The 15,419-nt window shown below is 38.5% G+C and carries 17 protein-coding genes; 11 read left to right on the forward strand and 6 right to left on the reverse strand.

All coding sequences use genetic code 11. The features are described 5' to 3' along the window. Nucleotides 1-40: 40 nt before the first annotated feature. Nucleotides 41-433 carry a DUF423 domain-containing protein gene (locus tag H4O18_RS00415; protein ID WP_187581130.1) on the reverse strand — a complete coding sequence of 131 codons (393 nt, stop codon included), beginning with the start codon at nucleotides 431-433 and terminating at the stop codon, nucleotides 41-43. Nucleotides 434-510: 77 nt separating this feature from the next. Here H4O18_RS00415 and H4O18_RS00420 point away from each other — a divergent pair, with 77 nt between their 5' ends. Next, entirely contained in the window at nucleotides 511-1,884 is a 1,374-nt protein-coding gene (locus tag H4O18_RS00420; protein ID WP_187581131.1) for a saccharopine dehydrogenase family protein, read from the forward strand. A 48-nt stretch (nucleotides 1,885-1,932) separates the two neighbouring features. Next, nucleotides 1,933-2,403 carry an Lrp/AsnC ligand binding domain-containing protein gene (locus H4O18_RS00425; protein ID WP_187581132.1) on the forward strand — a complete coding sequence of 157 codons (471 nt, stop codon included), beginning with the start codon at nucleotides 1,933-1,935 and terminating at the stop codon, nucleotides 2,401-2,403. A 46-nt stretch (nucleotides 2,404-2,449) separates the two neighbouring features. On the opposite strand, the gene H4O18_RS00430 is transcribed toward H4O18_RS00425, so the two are convergent. The 3 genes from H4O18_RS00430 to leuS all read right to left on the reverse strand — a co-directional run bounded on the left by H4O18_RS00430 (nucleotide 2,450) and on the right by leuS (nucleotide 6,488). Next, complete coding sequence (locus H4O18_RS00430) at nucleotides 2,450-3,145, reverse strand: zinc metallopeptidase (protein ID WP_187581133.1); 696 nt, start codon at nucleotides 3,143-3,145, stop codon at nucleotides 2,450-2,452. Nucleotides 3,146-3,286: 141 nt separating this feature from the next. After that, nucleotides 3,287-3,541 carry a SemiSWEET family sugar transporter gene (locus H4O18_RS00435; protein ID WP_187581134.1) on the reverse strand — a complete coding sequence of 85 codons (255 nt, stop codon included), beginning with the start codon at nucleotides 3,539-3,541 and terminating at the stop codon, nucleotides 3,287-3,289. 121 nt (nucleotides 3,542-3,662) lie between these two features. Further along, the gene (leuS, locus tag H4O18_RS00440; protein ID WP_187581135.1) at nucleotides 3,663-6,488 is read right to left on the reverse strand and encodes a leucine--tRNA ligase; all 2,826 of its coding nucleotides are present in this window, start codon (nucleotides 6,486-6,488) and stop codon (nucleotides 3,663-3,665) included. Nucleotides 6,489-6,914: 426 nt separating this feature from the next. On the opposite strand from leuS, the gene H4O18_RS00445 reads away from it, so the two are divergent. From H4O18_RS00445 to H4O18_RS00465, 5 genes are all read left to right on the forward strand, one after another. After that, entirely contained in the window at nucleotides 6,915-7,793 is an 879-nt protein-coding gene (locus H4O18_RS00445) for a cell division protein FtsX (RefSeq protein WP_187581136.1), read from the forward strand. 9 nt (nucleotides 7,794-7,802) lie between these two features. Next, complete coding sequence (locus H4O18_RS00450; RefSeq protein ID WP_187581137.1) at nucleotides 7,803-8,069, forward strand: DUF3098 domain-containing protein; 267 nt, start codon at nucleotides 7,803-7,805, stop codon at nucleotides 8,067-8,069. 2 nt (nucleotides 8,070-8,071) lie between these two features. Next, nucleotides 8,072-8,857: an undecaprenyl-diphosphate phosphatase gene (locus H4O18_RS00455; RefSeq protein WP_187581138.1), complete on the forward strand. Its 786-nt coding sequence runs from the start codon at nucleotides 8,072-8,074 to the stop codon at nucleotides 8,855-8,857. Further along, a complete protein-coding gene (truB, locus tag H4O18_RS00460; RefSeq protein ID WP_187581139.1) occupies nucleotides 8,857-9,552 on the forward strand; it encodes a tRNA pseudouridine(55) synthase TruB in 696 nt (231 codons plus the stop codon). The genes H4O18_RS00455 and truB overlap by 1 nt, the downstream gene beginning before the upstream one ends. Nucleotides 9,553-9,633: 81 nt before the next feature. Further along, a complete protein-coding gene (locus H4O18_RS00465; RefSeq protein WP_187581140.1) occupies nucleotides 9,634-10,374 on the forward strand; it encodes an energy transducer TonB in 741 nt (246 codons plus the stop codon). Here H4O18_RS00465 and H4O18_RS00470 read toward each other — a convergent pair. Continuing rightward, on the reverse strand, nucleotides 10,351-10,974 hold the full coding sequence (locus tag H4O18_RS00470) for a thioredoxin family protein (RefSeq protein WP_187581141.1): 624 nt from the start codon (nucleotides 10,972-10,974) through the stop codon (nucleotides 10,351-10,353). The two genes, H4O18_RS00465 and H4O18_RS00470, sit on opposite strands and share 24 nt — an antisense overlap. Nucleotides 10,975-11,093: 119 nt before the next feature. Further along, nucleotides 11,094-12,029 carry a YitT family protein gene (locus H4O18_RS00475; RefSeq protein ID WP_187581142.1) on the reverse strand — a complete coding sequence of 312 codons (936 nt, stop codon included), beginning with the start codon at nucleotides 12,027-12,029 and terminating at the stop codon, nucleotides 11,094-11,096. 242 nt (nucleotides 12,030-12,271) lie between these two features. Here H4O18_RS00475 and H4O18_RS00480 point away from each other — a divergent pair, with 242 nt between their 5' ends. The 4 genes from H4O18_RS00480 to arsM all read left to right on the forward strand — a co-directional run bounded on the left by H4O18_RS00480 (nucleotide 12,272) and on the right by arsM (nucleotide 15,412). Beyond that, a complete protein-coding gene (locus H4O18_RS00480) occupies nucleotides 12,272-12,784 on the forward strand; it encodes a rhodanese-like domain-containing protein (RefSeq protein WP_187581143.1) in 513 nt (170 codons plus the stop codon). A 140-nt stretch (nucleotides 12,785-12,924) separates the two neighbouring features. Continuing rightward, nucleotides 12,925-13,560 (forward strand): TIGR04282 family arsenosugar biosynthesis glycosyltransferase, encoded by a 636-nt coding sequence (locus tag H4O18_RS00485; protein WP_343065392.1) that lies wholly within the window; start codon nucleotides 12,925-12,927, stop codon nucleotides 13,558-13,560. Nucleotides 13,561-13,566: 6 nt separating this feature from the next. Further along, nucleotides 13,567-14,382, forward strand: coding sequence for a purine-nucleoside phosphorylase (locus tag H4O18_RS00490; protein ID WP_187581145.1), 816 nt, complete (start codon nucleotides 13,567-13,569; stop codon nucleotides 14,380-14,382). Nucleotides 14,383-14,446: 64 nt separating this feature from the next. Beyond that, nucleotides 14,447-15,412, forward strand: coding sequence for an arsenosugar biosynthesis arsenite methyltransferase ArsM (gene arsM / locus H4O18_RS00495; RefSeq protein ID WP_187581146.1), 966 nt, complete (start codon nucleotides 14,447-14,449; stop codon nucleotides 15,410-15,412). The last annotated feature ends 7 nt before the right edge of the window (nucleotides 15,413-15,419 follow it).

Genomic DNA, 15,419 nt, shown 5'->3' on the forward strand with positions numbered 1-15,419 from the left:
TTTATTAGAAATATATAAAGGCTCTAAGAGCTTGTTAGTTTTAATTTGATTGATTTTGATTAAAGATCCTAATACCTAAAAGTAACCAGCCCGTAACCAGAAGAACACCGCCAATGGGCGTGATTAAGGCTATTTTCCTAAAATCAAAACTTGATAGTTCATTGGTTGCCAAAAGATAAATTGAAAAGGAAAAACATATCACACCGGCAACAATAAAATAATAAACGAGCTTTTTTCGCTCCTCGGCCAATAAGTTAAAACCTCCCAAGATCATTAGGAACAAAGCATGGTACATCTGATATTTTACTCCTGTTTCAAATGTACCGATAGCCTTGGCATCCAATATTTTTTCCAGGCCGTGCGCCCCAAAAGCATCTAAAAGGACTGCCGTTAAACCGAAAAATATTCCAGTTCCAAAAATTGTTTTGTTCATAACTTATTAGCGCTTATTCCTTACAAATATAACAATTTGATACCTTAGTATCCGTTAAATAGAAAAGTAAAAAAGCAATGCGGCGAAAAATACTTGTTGTAGGCACAGGGAAATCTACATCTTATTTATTGGATTATTTACTGCAAAAAGCAGAAGAGGAAAATATACAACTTACTATTTGTGACTTAAATACCGATATCCTACCTGACAAAATAAAATTACATCCGGCATGTACTGCCTTAAAATTAGACATTTTTAATGATGTGGCCAGAAGTAAGGTGATCAAAGAATCCGATATAGTCATCTCCATGCTCCCCGCCCATTTTCACATCAAGGTTGCCGTGGACTGTATACAACATGGGAAACATTTTGTTACTGCCTCCTATATTAGTGATGAAATAATGGCATTGGACCAACAGGCAAAAGAAAAAGGCCTTGTTTTCATGAACGAAATTGGATTGGATCCAGGGATAGATCATATGAGTGCCATGCAGGTAATAGACAACATCAGGAACCAAGGCGGCAAAATGATTCTATTCGAATCTTTCACCGGCGGTTTGGTAGCCCCTGAAAGCGACAATAACCTATGGAACTATAAATTTACCTGGAACCCAAGAAATGTTGTTGTGGCCGGACAAGGTGGTGTAGCCAAATTTATACAAGAAGGAACTTACAAATACATCCCCTACCACAAACTTTTTAGAAGAACCGAATTTTTGGATGTTGAAGGCTACGGGAAATTTGAAGTATACGCCAATAGGGATTCCTTAAAATACAGGGAAGTCTATGGACTACAAAATGTGCTTACTTTATACCGTGGAACAATGCGAAGGGTAGGTTTTTCCAAGGCTTGGAATATGTTTGTACAATTGGGCATGACCGATGATAGTTATACCATCGAGAATTCCGAAGGGATGTCTTACCGTCAATTTGTAAACCTTTTTCTACCATATTCCCCGACCAACACGGTAGAACTAAAAATGCGGCATTACCTAAAAATTGATCAGGATGATATTATGTGGGAAAAATTAATGGAACTCCACCTCTTTGATTCCAAAAGAAAAATTGAATTAAAAAATGCTACCCCTGCACAAATTTTGCAAAGAATCTTGGAAGATAGCTGGACCTTGGCCGAGACGGACAAGGATATGATCGTCATGTACCATAAATTTGGATACGAACTTAATGGCAAAAAAGAACAGATAGATTCCAACATGGTGGTCACTGGGGAAGACAGGACATACACTGCGATGGCCAAGACTGTTGGATTACCGGTGGCTATGGCCACCTTACTCATCCTAAACAAACAAATAACCAACCCTGGGGTACAGCTACCTATTAGACGCGAGGTATATGAACCCATTTTAAAGGAATTGAAAAGCTTTGGTATACACTTTAAAGAATATAAAGTACCCTACTTAGGCTATAATCCGGATTCCGTTGCTAGTTAAGGTTTAAAACCATTTTGGTATCTTTATATTATAATTGAAGTATTAATCATGAAATCCAATAACGAAAACGTTAAAATTGACGGTATCGACAAAAAGATCCTAAGATTTTTAATGTCGGATGCCAGAAAGCCTGTTCTGGAAATTGCCCGGAAAATTGGGATTTCAGGTGCTGCCATTCATCAGCGGTTACGCAAATTGGAAGCTTCTGGTTTAATTGCTGGGTCTAAATTTATTATTAATCCCAAAGTATTGGGATATACCACCATGGCCTATATTGGCATCTATTTGGATAAGGCCATGAGCAATCCTTTGGCCGTGAAGGAACTTGAAAAAATTCCAGAAGTATTGGAATGCCACTATACTACAGGAAACTGGTCCATTCTTATAAAAGTACTTTGTAGGGACAACGAACATCTTATGCACGTACTTAATAGGGACATACAACAGATAGAAGGGGTATCCAGAACCGAAACCTTTATTTCCTTGGACCAACAGATAGACCGTCAAATCACTATATAAAAAAAGGACATCCAAAGATGTCCTTTTTGGCTAAATACTTTTAATTTTAATCTCTACCTCCCAAGACTTGCATAGCCCAGTAGACTAAGGTTGCCAATGAACCAATTGCTGCTACCAAATACGTTCTAGCCGCCCATTTTAAAGCATCCTCAGAACCTTTATATTCTTCCGGGGTTACCATATTCTTATTCTTTAACCAAGCCAAGGCTCTATTACTGGCATCATATTCCACAGGTAAAGTGATAAAGCTAAACAAGGTAGCAAGACCCATCATTATTAGACCTGCTACAGCTACCCAATATCCTAGGCCTACTCCTGCTGCCGCTCCTAGCATAATTCCGCCAAAAACTACCCACATGGACATTCCAGAAGTAACACTTACTACAGGTACCAATTTGGAACGCAAGGTCAACCATTCATAAGCCGTAGCATGCTGCACGGCATGTCCACATTCGTGGGCCGCAACCGCAGCCGCCGAAGCATTTCTTTGGCTATAGACACCTTCACTTAAATTTACAGTTTTGTTTACCGGATTGTAATGATCGGTTAGCATTCCTGGAGTGGAAATAACCTTTACATCCCTAATTCCATGATCGGCCAACATTTTCTCTGCAATCTCCGCACCACTCATGCCATTGCGCAAATACACTTTGGAATAGAACTTAAATTTACTTTTAAGCTTATTACTTACCAACCAACTTACCAAAGCAATTGCACCCAGTAATATATAATACATCATCATAACTATTTCATTTTTAAAATTTATCGAATATACTAAAGATCCTTTATTCAATCCTCACTAAATACAGCAAAAAGCTCGCCAAATTATCCATACTTAACTAGGACAGTATAAAAGGATATTTATCTGACAATTTGTCCCTTCCTACTTATACTTTAACTTAAGTACGATCATAATGAAAATTAACACTGCCGTTATAAAATTGGCCAAAATCATGGGCACACTTTCATGATAAATTCCGTAGACCAACCACAGAACCACTCCTAAAAACATAGCCAAATACATGGTCAATGAAATATCCTTGGTAGACCTATTGCTCCAGGTTTTATGTACCTGTGGAACCAATGAAGAGGTAGTAAGTACGGCTGCCACCAAGCCCATGATCTCTATGTTTTCCATAACACCGTATACTAAATTTTAATTCTTTGTTCCAACAACTATTTAGATTGACCCAGTCAATTTAGCAGCCCCAAATACAATTACAATTAGGTAAAAAAGTCAGACTTGCCCATTGCTATTTTTAACCTACAATGTTAACGATCTTCCCCGGAACTATAATTACCTTTTTAGGGGTACGTCCCTGCAATTGCTCATGGGTCTTAACATGGGCCATGACGGCAGCTTCAATTTCCTCTTTGGAAAGATCTACCGGCAACTCTATTTTAAAACGCATTTTTCCGTTGAACGAAATTGGATATTCCTTGCTGCTCTCCACCAAATACTTGCCTTCAAATTTAGGAAAGGGGGCAGTTGCAATAGAGGTGTTATGTCCCATTTTAGACCAAAGCTCCTCCGCAATATGGGGGGCATAGGACGAAACCAATACAACCAAAGGTTCCAATATTTCCTTGCTACTACATTTTTGTGTCGCCAACTCGTTAACACAGATCATAAAGGTAGCAACCGAGGTATTAAAGGAGAAATTCTCTATGTCCTCCTCCACTTTCTTGATTGTCTTATGCAGGGTCTTTAAATTATCTGCTGTTGGTTCGGTATCTGTAACCATAAAAGCACCTTCCGCCCCTCTGTGGTATAAACGCCACATTTTTTTTAAGAAACTATAGACCCCACTGATTCCTGCCGTATTCCAAGGCTTGGACTGCTCCAATGGACCCAGAAACATCTCGTACAAACGAAGGGAATCCGCGCCATACTCCTCGCAAATACTATCCGGACTTACCACATTGTACTTGGATTTGGACATTTTTTCTACCTCGCGACCTACAATATACTTTCCATCCTCCAAAAGAAAATCGGAATCCTTAAAATCTGAATAAAGAGGATTTTCCTTGAATTTATTCAAATCCAATTCATCAGATGGGTTTACCAAGGCCACATCTACATGAAGAGGTTGTACAGATCTATCCCCTATTAAATTTTTTGAAACCAAGGTGTTTTCGCCTTCAATTCTATAAATGAACGCACTGGTTCCCGTAATCATCCCTTGGTTGATCAATTTTTTGGCAAACTCGGGCTTGGGAACCAAACCTTTGTCGAACAAAAACTTTTGCCAAAAACGGGAGTACAGCAAGTGTCCAGTGGCATGCTCGCTACCACCAATATAAAGGTCCACGTCCTGCCAATAACTGATGGCTTTCTGTGAATACACTTCCTCTGTATTATTAGGGTCCATATAACGGTTGAAGTAGTACGAACTCCCTGCCCAACCTGGCATGGTATTCAACTCCAATGGAAATATGGTTTTATGATCTATTAACTGATTACTGACAACTTTCGACTTCTTTACGTCCCAAGCCCAAACCGTGGCATTGCCCAAAGGCGGTTCACCAGTTTCCGTAGGCAGGTATTTCTCCACCTCTGGAAGTACAATGGGTAGATGTTCCTGATCGATCATTTGTGGCATTCCGTCTACATAGTAGACTGGAAAAGGTTCTCCCCAATAGCGTTGGCGACTAAAAACTGCATCGCGTAACCTATAGTTTATTTTTCCTTCCCCTTGACCTAATTGTTCCAATTCAAAAATGACACGTTTCACTGCTTTTTTATATGGAAGTCCATTTAAAAAATCTGAATTGGCAATAACCGTCTTTTCCTTATCGGCAAAGGCCTCTTCAGAAATATCCACACCCTCAAAAATATTGGGAATAGGAATATTAAAATGATTTGCATAGTCATAATCGCGTTGATCGCCACAGGGAACGGACATTACCGCCCCGGTACCGTAGCCTGCCAAAACATAGTCCCCTATCCAAATAGGAATAGGCTCCTTACTAAATGGATGTTCTGCATACGCACCAGTAAATGCCCCAGTAATGGTCTTTACGTCTGCCATACGGTCGCGCTCACTGCGTTTAGCCGTGGCCTCAATATATGCGGCTACCCCCGCCTTCTGTTCAGGGGAGGTTATTTTGGCAACTAATTCATGCTCTGGGGCCAAAGTCATAAAACTCACTCCAAAAATGGTATCTGGACGGGTGGTAAAAACATCAATGACCTCTTCATGCCCGTTCACCTTAAATGTTACCTCAGCACCCTCGGACCTTCCAATCCAGTTGGTCTGGGAATCCTTTAATGGTTGCGGCCAATCTACCGTTGTCAAATCATCCAGCAATCGCTGCGCATAGGCAGAAATGCGCATACTCCATTGGGTCATTTTCTTACGGATCACAGGGTATCCACCACGCTCCGAAACCCCGTTAACTATCTCGTCGTTGGCTAAAACGGTCCCTAAGGCTGGACACCAATTGACTTCAGTTTCCGCCAAATATGTCAATCTATATTGTAATAAAATCTCTTGCTGTTCTTTTGGGGAAAAAGCTTTCCATTCGGTTGCAGAGAATTCCACCACTTCCTCATCACATACCGCATTGATATTTAGATTGCCTTCTTTTTCAAAAGTGGCAATCAGATTTGAAATATCTTCTGCCTTATCGGCCTCCTTATTGTACCAGGAATTAAAGAGTTGGATAAAAATCCATTGGGTCCATTTATAATAGTTGGGATCAGAGGTACGCACCTCTCTACTCCAATCGAAAGAAAATCCAATTTTATCCAATTGCTCCCGATATCTACTGATGTTAGTCTCGGTTGTTATCGCAGGATGTTGTCCTGTTTGAATTGCGTACTGTTCAGCAGGAAGTCCAAAAGAGTCGTACCCCATTGGATGCAGTACGTTAAATCCTTTGTGTCTTTTATAACGTGCATAAATATCACTTGCAATATACCCTAACGGATGCCCCACGTGCAAACCGGCACCGGAAGGATAGGGAAACATATCCAAAACATAAAATTTTTCCTTTTGGGAATCATTTTCCGCCTTAAAAGTTTGGTTTTCCGCCCAAAATTTCTGCCACTTTTCTTCTATCTTCCTGAAATCGTAAGTCATCCTAATCTGTTGTATTTAAATCCAGTGCACCTACAGCACACCCCTTATTTTCCAATGCAGGGCAAAAATAAGTTTAATCTGTGAAAGCGAAAAGATATTATCTACTTACCTGCCCAAGGATAAAAACAACATTCAAGGGACCATATAGCCATAATTTAAATCCATAATCCAATGTATCATACTCTCCCAGTGTACTTCAATCTTCCTATACCTGTGTTTAATACTCGTACTTTTATAAAATATACTTTACACTATAATCCCAAATGGTGTTTTGGCACTCAAAAGACGATTTTTTCTGGAAAACAAACCTAAAGTTCTACTAATAACACTGCATAACTTTTTGATAACCTTAAATTAAGACCGAATAATGTCTCTATTACTTTTAATTCAATTTACTTTCCTATTTTTACATATTGATTTTGTATTATGAGCACATCATTTGAACGTTTTCAAAAAAGAAAACTGATTTCCTCCTATTTTTCCGTAGTCCTAAGTATTGGACTAGTACTTTTTTTATTGGGGATTTTGGGGCTTTTGGTATTGAACACAAAAAAGTTGGCCGATCATTTTAAGGAGCAGATTACCATATCCGTTTTTCTTAAGGACAATGCCAAAGAGGTAGAAGTAGATCAATTGCAAAAAAGTCTGGCCATGGCCAAATATACCAAAAAGGCCACCTATGTTTCCAAAGAACAGGCTGCTGAACAGCACAGTGTAGAGATAGGTGAGAATTTTTTGGATTTCTTAGGGTACAACCCCCTTAAAAATTCCATTGATGTACAACTAAAGGCAGATTATGTTTCCACAGAGAAAATTGCTGAAATCGCAGAAGAAATTGCCACCAAGGACTATATAGAAGAAGTAAGCTACGACAAACCTTTGATTACGCTGTTAAACGATAATGTAAAGAAACTAAGTTTTTGGATTTTAGTGGCTAGTGGAATTTTTACATTTATCGCTGTATTATTGATAAATAGCTCCATCCGTCTTTCTATTTACTCTAAACGTTTTATCATAAAGACCATGCAGATGGTAGGAGCTACCAAAACATTTATCCGGAGGCCATTTATTTGGACCAATATAAAGTTGGGCGTTCTAGGGGCTCTATTAGCCTTAATTGCCTTGGGCTTTGTTGTATACTATGTAAACATTAATTTCCCCGAGCTAAACCTTTTTCAAGACCCTACAATTTTGGTATTTCTTTTTGCAAGTGTTTTTGGATTAGGGGTCCTGATTTCATACATAAGTACTTTTTTTGCAACACAACGTTTCTTAAATCTTAGGACAGACGATTTATATTATTAAATTTGCGGCATGAGTAAAAAACAAAATAACAATCAACAGCAAAAGCCTAGACAGGAATTTATCTTTCAGAAAAGGAACTACCTGTTTATGTTTATTGGACTGGCCCTCATATCCTTAGGTTTTATCCTTATGAGCGGTGGAGGAAGTGAAGACCCCAACGTATTTAACCCCGAGATTTATAATTTCAGAAGAATACGCTTAGCACCTACATTGGTATTGTTAGGTCTTGGGATAGAAGTCTACGCCATTCTGTTGAATCCGCATAAGAAGAAATAAATTTGGACATATTAGAGGCTATTATTCTTGCCATTATTGAAGGCATAACCGAATATTTACCGGTTTCTTCAACAGGACACATGATTATTGTATCTTCCTTTTTTGGAATTGCCCAGGAAGATTTTACCAAGTTATTCACCATCGTAATACAATTGGGAACTATACTTTCGGTCGTGGTGCTGTATTTCAAACGATTTTTCCAAACAATTGATTTTTATTTTAAACTCCTGATTGCATTTATTCCAGCCGTTGTTTTTGGCCTGCTTTTAAGTGATGTTATAGATTCGCTGTTAGAAAGCCCACTTGTAGTAGCTTTTTCTTTGGTGATAGGTGGAATAATCCTATTAAGGGTTGACGATTTATTTGGAAATTCGGACAATACGGATATTTCATACGGTACCGCCTTTAAAATTGGACTTTTCCAGTGTCTGGCGATGATTCCAGGGGTATCTAGAAGTGGTGCCAGTATTGTTGGAGGTATGACCCAAAAGCTATCTAGGACCGCGGCAGCCGAATTTTCATTTTTCTTGGCCGTGCCCACCATGTTGGGAGCTACCCTGAAAAAGAGCTACGACTATTACAACTCAGGTTTCACCCTTACTTCGGACCAAATAAATTTATTGATTATAGGCAATATTGTTGGATTTGTAGTGGCCTTATTCGCCATAAAAACCTTTATTGGATATTTAAGCAAACATGGTTTTAAAATTTTTGGTTACTACAGGATCGTAGTCGGAATTGCCATCATTGTAATTCATTATTTTATTTGGCCACTAACCGTAATATAATGACTAAGGAAGACTTTTTGGAAGGACAGGTGTTACTGATAAACAAACCTTTGGGTTGGACGTCTTTTCAGGCAGTGAATTCCTTAAAATGGAATATTAGAAAGAAATTTGAGTTAAAAAAAATTAAGATAGGCCACGCCGGAACTCTTGATCCGTTAGCCACCGGCTTATTGCTTATCTGCACTGGAAAATTTACCAAAACTATAAACGAACTCCAAGGTCAGGAAAAAGAATATACCGGAACCATTACTTTGGGTGGAACAACCCCATCCTTTGATCTGGAAACGGAAATAAACGAAAACTTCCCTATAGATCACATTACGGACGAGATGATCTACACCACCACCGCACAATTTATCGGAGATATTGAACAAGTTCCACCAGTGTTCTCGGCGCTAAAAAAAGACGGGAAAAGACTGTATGAATACGCACGGGAGGGTAAAGAGGTGGAAATTAAAAAAAGAGCGGTAACTATTACCGAATTTGAAATAACGCAGATAGAATTGCCAAAGGTTCATTTTAGAGTGGTGTGTAGTAAGGGTACTTATATTAGGTCTTTGGCGAATGATTTTGGGAAAGCCCTCCGATCTGGTGCCCATTTATCCTCCCTGAAAAGAACCAAAATAGGTGATTACAACGTAAATAAAGCCATGACCCCCGAGGAATTTGGTAAATTACTGCAAATCGACAGTTAAATAAACTTCGAAAATTAAGGTGGTAACCTAACCGTTCGTCGATAATTTGAAATATTTTTGATAAAACGTGGTTATATCACTATGAATTTGAGTCGGAAACAACTTTCTTTTTTAATAACTTTCTTTTCCATGTCCTTGGTTGTACTGAGTTTGTACAACATCCACTTGGGACAAAAGGAAAAAGAGGAGTATGTTATTGAATTAAGTTTGCTGGAGGAAGAGGAAGACCTTGTTAAGGAATTAGAGGAAGAAATAAAGGACATGGAGGAAATGGCCAAGTCCGAACCTGTTAAAAGTCATATGGCCTATAACGAAGCCAACAAACCTAGTTTTGGCAACCCAGAGCCACTTAAAACTCTCGAGGAAATAATGGAGGAACAAGAGTTGTCCTCAGATAGTGATGACCCAACGCTCTATCTAAGTTCCGACTCCGAATACGCAACTAGAGTAAAGGACCTGGCCAAAAGAAGAAGGGAAAAGCAAGAGCTTTTAGGGGAAAAAGAAGCGAGCAAAGAAGTTATGACCAACAATTTGGCCAAAAGAAGGACCTCAATTTCCTATTCTTTGGTGGATAGAAGGCATACCAGCCTTCCTATACCCATTTACACTTGTATTGAAGGCGGTAAGGTGGTCATTAATATTAAAGTTGACCCCCTAGGAAAGGTTATAGAGGCCGATGTAAACAAAAAGAGCTCCAGTACCCTCAATGGTTGCTTGGTAGACAACGCCATAGAATATGCCCTAAAATCGAAATTTAATGCTGGCGAAAAAGTAGAACAAATGGGTACTATTACCTATTTATTCCAGGAAAAGCAACGATAATAAGTCGCTCACCGTATTTTGACCCTTGTCCTTATTATACCAAATCTGTAGATTTTGTTTGAATTCTGGAGACAAAGTTCCATGCTTTTTTTTGTAGTCCTGAACCATTTTGGAAACTATACTTGGCCGGGAACCCCATTCACCAATAATTCTACCAGTAACTTTATCAATAGAAATCAATTTTGGGATGGCCATAGCACCATTGGACAAAAACTGCTCCATCAATTCCAAATTTTCATCGCGCAATACAAGTCTTAAGGAAATATTCTTATTTAGACTTGCTATTTTATTCATAACTGGTATGGTTTGGGCGGCATCGCCACACCAACTTTCCGTAAGTACCAACCAAGTAATTTTTTGATCGACCTCTTTAATTTTTAATTCTGAATCAGCGTCGATCTTAATGGTCTTGTCCAAACGTTTCATTCGTTGATCATTCAGAACCGTATAATTACCAAGTTCCTGGCTTTGTACTAATCCCGTAGATTTTCCCTCTATAGCTAAATTAGCAACCATAAGCCTATAATCTTCATAAGCTATAGCCCCATTTAAACTCTCTTGGACAACCTCCCGTTTAGTTCTCTTTACTGTTTGTTCCATGAAATTTCTAGAATATTTGAACCAAAATTAACCCTACCAAGATTAATAATTGGTAACATAAGTTACATTGGTAGCATTGCTACCTCAATACTTACATATCTCTTAATTAAGTGGAAATTTTAGTGGTTTAGGGCTCTTTTTTTGATCATTCCCCCTTTAGTATCGTTAATACTGTTCATTACAACAAAGGCATTGGGGTCTATCTTTTCCAGTTCCGTGTTTAATTTACTGATTTCTAACCTTGTAATTACAGTATAAATAATGTCATACTCATTATGGACACCACTTTTTCCGTAACCACCATGACCCTTATAAATGGTAAGCCCCCTGCCCAGTTTTTCCGTGATCATAAGTCTAATCTCTTCGCTACGTGAAGATATAATGGTAACCCCGGTATACTCTTCAATCCCATCGACCACAAAATCCAAAGTTTTTGAAGCCGACAAATAGGTCAACATGGAATAAAGCGCTGTTTCCAAAGAAAGGAAATAGGCAGCTGCCAAGAATATTATAACATTTATGACTATTATATTATCCCCGATTTTGGTCCTTAATTTTCTACTCAGATAAATGGCCAGCACCTCTGTGCCATCCAACACGCCACCTCCTCTAATTGAAAGACCAATACCGGCACCAAGAAAGAACCCGCCAAAAACTGCGACCAAAAGTTTGTCCTCGGTCACTTCCGGAAAGTGGACGGTTGCCAATACTATCGCCAAGCCAAGAATTGCCAGGGAGGCTTTAATGGCAAATTGCTTACCTATCACCTTAAAACCAAGATATATGAAGGGAATATTAACAAGTATGATCAGTATATATAAGGGCGTAGATGTGATTTCGGAAATCAAAAGTGAAATTCCTGTAGCTCCACCATCAATAAAACTATTGGGCAATAAAAAACTTTCCAAACCAAAAGCGGCAGAAAAAATCCCCGCTATAATAAATAAAGCATCATGAATATCAGCAAATATTCCAACCCTAAATCTTCTGGATTTTTTCCAATAGGAATACATATTGGATTTAAAGTCATGACTCTTTTTCTTTCTTTCCGGCATACAATATTATTAAATAGGTTTAATTAAAAGCTAGGACCTATTATTATCTTACTTCCTATTATACATTTTAAAAACGTTATAAAAAATTGAATTGCGAAGTTCCAAGGTTGTGAAATTAAAAAATCAATTTTTAAAAATGGGGATCACTACCCTGATTATTGTAATTAATTTACAGCCTCTTAATTGACGTCTATGCTTATGATGCCAATATACTATCTTTGCTGTACGATATACACCTTATAATGAAATTTTTGCTCCATTTTATCACAAGCCTCTTATGCCTTTATGGTCTTTATGGCCAAAATGCTATTGATAAGGCAATTGGAAAGTTCAACAATAACACTGTGCCTTATATAAAGGTGGAGGAATTAACGCAAAATAACCAGTTTATACTCCTTGATACTAGGAAAAAGGAGGAATTTGAGGTAAGTCATCTTAAAAATGCCGTATGGGTCGGTGACAAACAATTTGATGTGGACATGGTTTCCGACAGCATTCCAGATGAAAACACACCCATTATTGTCTATTGTTCCATTGGGGTGCGATCTGAAGATGTGGGAGAGAAGCTTTTAAAAAAAGGTTTTAAACAGGTTTACAATTTATACGGAGGTATTTTTGAATGGAAAAATAAGGGTTATAAAGTATATGATTCAATTGGACAAGAAACGGATAGAGTACACGCCTTTAACAAACATTGGGGCAAAATGTTGACCAATGCCACTAAGGTATACGATTCTGGCAAACACAAGAATTAAATGCCGATACCTCCTTTTAGCCAGGATTTTGCCATACGTTGAATGCTCGTGATAATGCAGTCCCGTAAATTCTCCATTTCTACACCACACATAGTAATGAATACTAACCTACAACGACCATTAAAACCTAGCCCTTTAAATTGGCAAAACATTTCAAAGATACTATGACCCACCCCACAGACTTACTATTAATTTTTACCCGTAACCCTGAACTTGGCAAGTGTAAAACTAGATTGGCAGCAACAGTAGGTGATGAAATTGCCTTGGACATATATAAATTTTTACTCAATCATACCAAAAACTTTACGAAGGGTTTAAATATTAGCAAATGGGTGTGTTATTCCGATAATATTTGGGAAAATGATATTTGGGACAACTTCATTTACGATAAAAAAGTGCAATATGGCGATGAATTAGGGCAGCGCATGGCCAATGCTTTTATGGACGGATTTGAGGCAGGCCATAAAAAAATTATTATCATTGGAAGTGACATGTACGATCTGACTGAGAACGATTTAAAGGAAGCTTTTAACTCCCTACATCATCATGATTATGTAATAGGGCCTGCCATTGATGGCGGTTATTATTTGCTAGGGATGAAGGTCTTTAACCCTACTCTTTTTGAAAATAAAAATTGGGGCATGGACACAGTGTTGGAGGCCACTTTACACGATTTAAAAGATGAAAACTACATTATGTTGGCACCTAAAAATGACATTGACTATTTTGAAGACATTAAGGATATTGAAATCTTTCGCACCTTTCTAAAAAATTGAAATTATATGACTAGTAAATTACTAAAGGAATCTACGGACTATTTAATAGGAAAGGGCTTTGAAGCCCCTGAAATTGGAATAGTATTGGGAACTGGTTTAGGCAAATTGGCAGACGATATTGAAAATCCAATAGAGGCCCATTACAACCATATACCCTATTTTCCTCTGGCTACCGTAGAGTTCCATTCCGGTAAATTGATATACGGTATTTTGGAAGGCAAAAAAGTAGTTGTGATGCAAGGCAGGTTTCATTTTTATGAAGGCTACGACCTAGTGGACGTTACTTACCCTATTCGGGTAATGCACTTATTGGGTATAAAAAAACTTTTTATATCCAACGCGGCAGGGGCCATAAATCCCAATTTCAAAAAGGGTGACATCATGCTTATAGAGGATCATATTAACCTACAAGGCGGGTCTCCCTTAGCGTTTAAAAACGTGAGTCAATTCGGTGATCGTTTTACGGATATGAGTGAGCCATATGATGTTCCTATGCGCAAAAGCTTGGAGAAAATAGCAAAAAAAGAAAATATAACCCTCCAGAAAGGGGTTTACGCCTCAGTGGTAGGACCACAACTGGAAACAAAGGCGGAATACCGAATGCTAAAAATCATTGGGGCCGATGCCGTAGGAATGAGCACAGTTCCTGAAGTAATTGTTGCCAATCATTTACGATTACCAATAGTGGCCGTATCGGTCCTAACAGACGAATGCAATCCGGACAACCTAAAGCCTGTGAATATTGCCGAAATAATTGAAATCGCCGGGAAAACCGAACCAAAAATGATAAAGTTATTTAGGGAATTAATTAGGGAAATGTAGTTTCACTAGTGAGTAGTGATAAAAGGAAATTATAACCCCGACAAAAAAATTTAAACATACAAACATGAGTTATTTAGAGGCAACAAATGAATTATATAAGAATGCAGCATTAACCCCTGATGTTGGACTGTGCTGCACCACAAATCCCATCTGGCAGTTTCCCGGCTTATCCATTCCTAAAATCATGCAGGAGATGAACTATGGTTGCGGAAGCACAGTTTCTGCCCAGGACTTAGTAAACAACCCAAAAGTCCTCTATGTAGGAGTTGGGGGCGGAATGGAACTGTTGCAATTTTCATATTTCTCCAGGCAAAAGGGAGGGGTTACCGGAGTTGATGTTGTTGATGAAATGTTGGAAGCTTCAAGAGAAAATTTCAAGATAGCGGAAAAGGAAAACTCTTGGTTTAAAACTGAGTATATAAACCTTGTAAAAGGGGATGCACTAAACCTACCCATAGCAGACAATAGTATAGATGTGGCCGCTCAAAACTGCCTGTTTAACATATTTAAGGCCGAAGATTTAAAAAAAGCAGTGGCCGAGATGTACCGTGTATTGAAACCCCATGGCCGATTGGTTATGAGCGACCCTACTTGCGAACAGCCTATGAACGAAACGTTGCGTAACGATGATCGACTTAGAGCCCTTTGTTTAAGTGGCAGTATCCCAATAAAGGATTATGTGAAGGTTTTGACGGATGCAGGTTTTGGCACCATAGAAATTAGAGCACGAAAATCCTACCGCGTTCTCTCTCCTAATCATTATCCCACAGATGAATTGATCTTTATTGAATCTATTGAAATTGCAGCCATCAAAGACCCTATGCCCAAGGACGGCCCTTGCATTTTTACTGGAAAAACAGCTATTTATTACGGTAATGAAGAATATTTTGACGATAAAAACGGCCATGTTCTAATGCAGAACCAGCCATTGGCAGTTTGTGACAAAACAGCATCGGCACTGCAAAAAAGTAATTCCAAAATCCATATAAGCGATAGTACTTGGCATTATAATGGCGGGGGTTGCTGTTAATTATCAA

It is taken from the genome of Arenibacter arenosicollis (genome assembly GCF_014397245.1).
In the GTDB taxonomy this organism is placed as follows: domain Bacteria; phylum Bacteroidota; class Bacteroidia; order Flavobacteriales; family Flavobacteriaceae; genus Arenibacter; species Arenibacter arenosicollis.

What these genes read in the sequence shown, in the direction of transcription:
- H4O18_RS00415 (WP_187581130.1), bottom strand. Translation starts at nt 433, where the DNA reads ATGAACAAAACAATTTTTGGAACTGGAATATTTTTCGGTTTAACGGCA.
- H4O18_RS00420 (WP_187581131.1), top strand. Translation starts at nt 511, where the DNA reads ATGCGGCGAAAAATACTTGTTGTAGGCACAGGGAAATCTACATCTTAT.
- H4O18_RS00425 (WP_187581132.1), top strand. Translation starts at nt 1,933, where the DNA reads ATGAAATCCAATAACGAAAACGTTAAAATTGACGGTATCGACAAAAAG.
- H4O18_RS00430 (WP_187581133.1), bottom strand. Translation starts at nt 3,145, where the DNA reads ATGATGATGTATTATATATTACTGGGTGCAATTGCTTTGGTAAGTTGG.
- H4O18_RS00435 (WP_187581134.1), bottom strand. Translation starts at nt 3,541, where the DNA reads ATGGAAAACATAGAGATCATGGGCTTGGTGGCAGCCGTACTTACTACC.
- leuS (WP_187581135.1), bottom strand. Translation starts at nt 6,488, where the DNA reads ATGACTTACGATTTCAGGAAGATAGAAGAAAAGTGGCAGAAATTTTGG.
- H4O18_RS00445 (WP_187581136.1), top strand. Translation starts at nt 6,915, where the DNA reads ATGAGCACATCATTTGAACGTTTTCAAAAAAGAAAACTGATTTCCTCC.
- H4O18_RS00450 (WP_187581137.1), top strand. Translation starts at nt 7,803, where the DNA reads ATGAGTAAAAAACAAAATAACAATCAACAGCAAAAGCCTAGACAGGAA.
- truB (WP_187581139.1), top strand. Translation starts at nt 8,857, where the DNA reads ATGACTAAGGAAGACTTTTTGGAAGGACAGGTGTTACTGATAAACAAA.
- H4O18_RS00465 (WP_187581140.1), top strand. Translation starts at nt 9,634, where the DNA reads ATGAATTTGAGTCGGAAACAACTTTCTTTTTTAATAACTTTCTTTTCC.
- H4O18_RS00470 (WP_187581141.1), bottom strand. Translation starts at nt 10,974, where the DNA reads ATGGAACAAACAGTAAAGAGAACTAAACGGGAGGTTGTCCAAGAGAGT.
- H4O18_RS00475 (WP_187581142.1), bottom strand. Translation starts at nt 12,029, where the DNA reads ATGCCGGAAAGAAAGAAAAAGAGTCATGACTTTAAATCCAATATGTAT.
- H4O18_RS00480 (WP_187581143.1), top strand. Translation starts at nt 12,272, where the DNA reads ATGAAATTTTTGCTCCATTTTATCACAAGCCTCTTATGCCTTTATGGT.
- H4O18_RS00490 (WP_187581145.1), top strand. Translation starts at nt 13,567, where the DNA reads ATGACTAGTAAATTACTAAAGGAATCTACGGACTATTTAATAGGAAAG.
- arsM (WP_187581146.1), top strand. Translation starts at nt 14,447, where the DNA reads ATGAGTTATTTAGAGGCAACAAATGAATTATATAAGAATGCAGCATTA.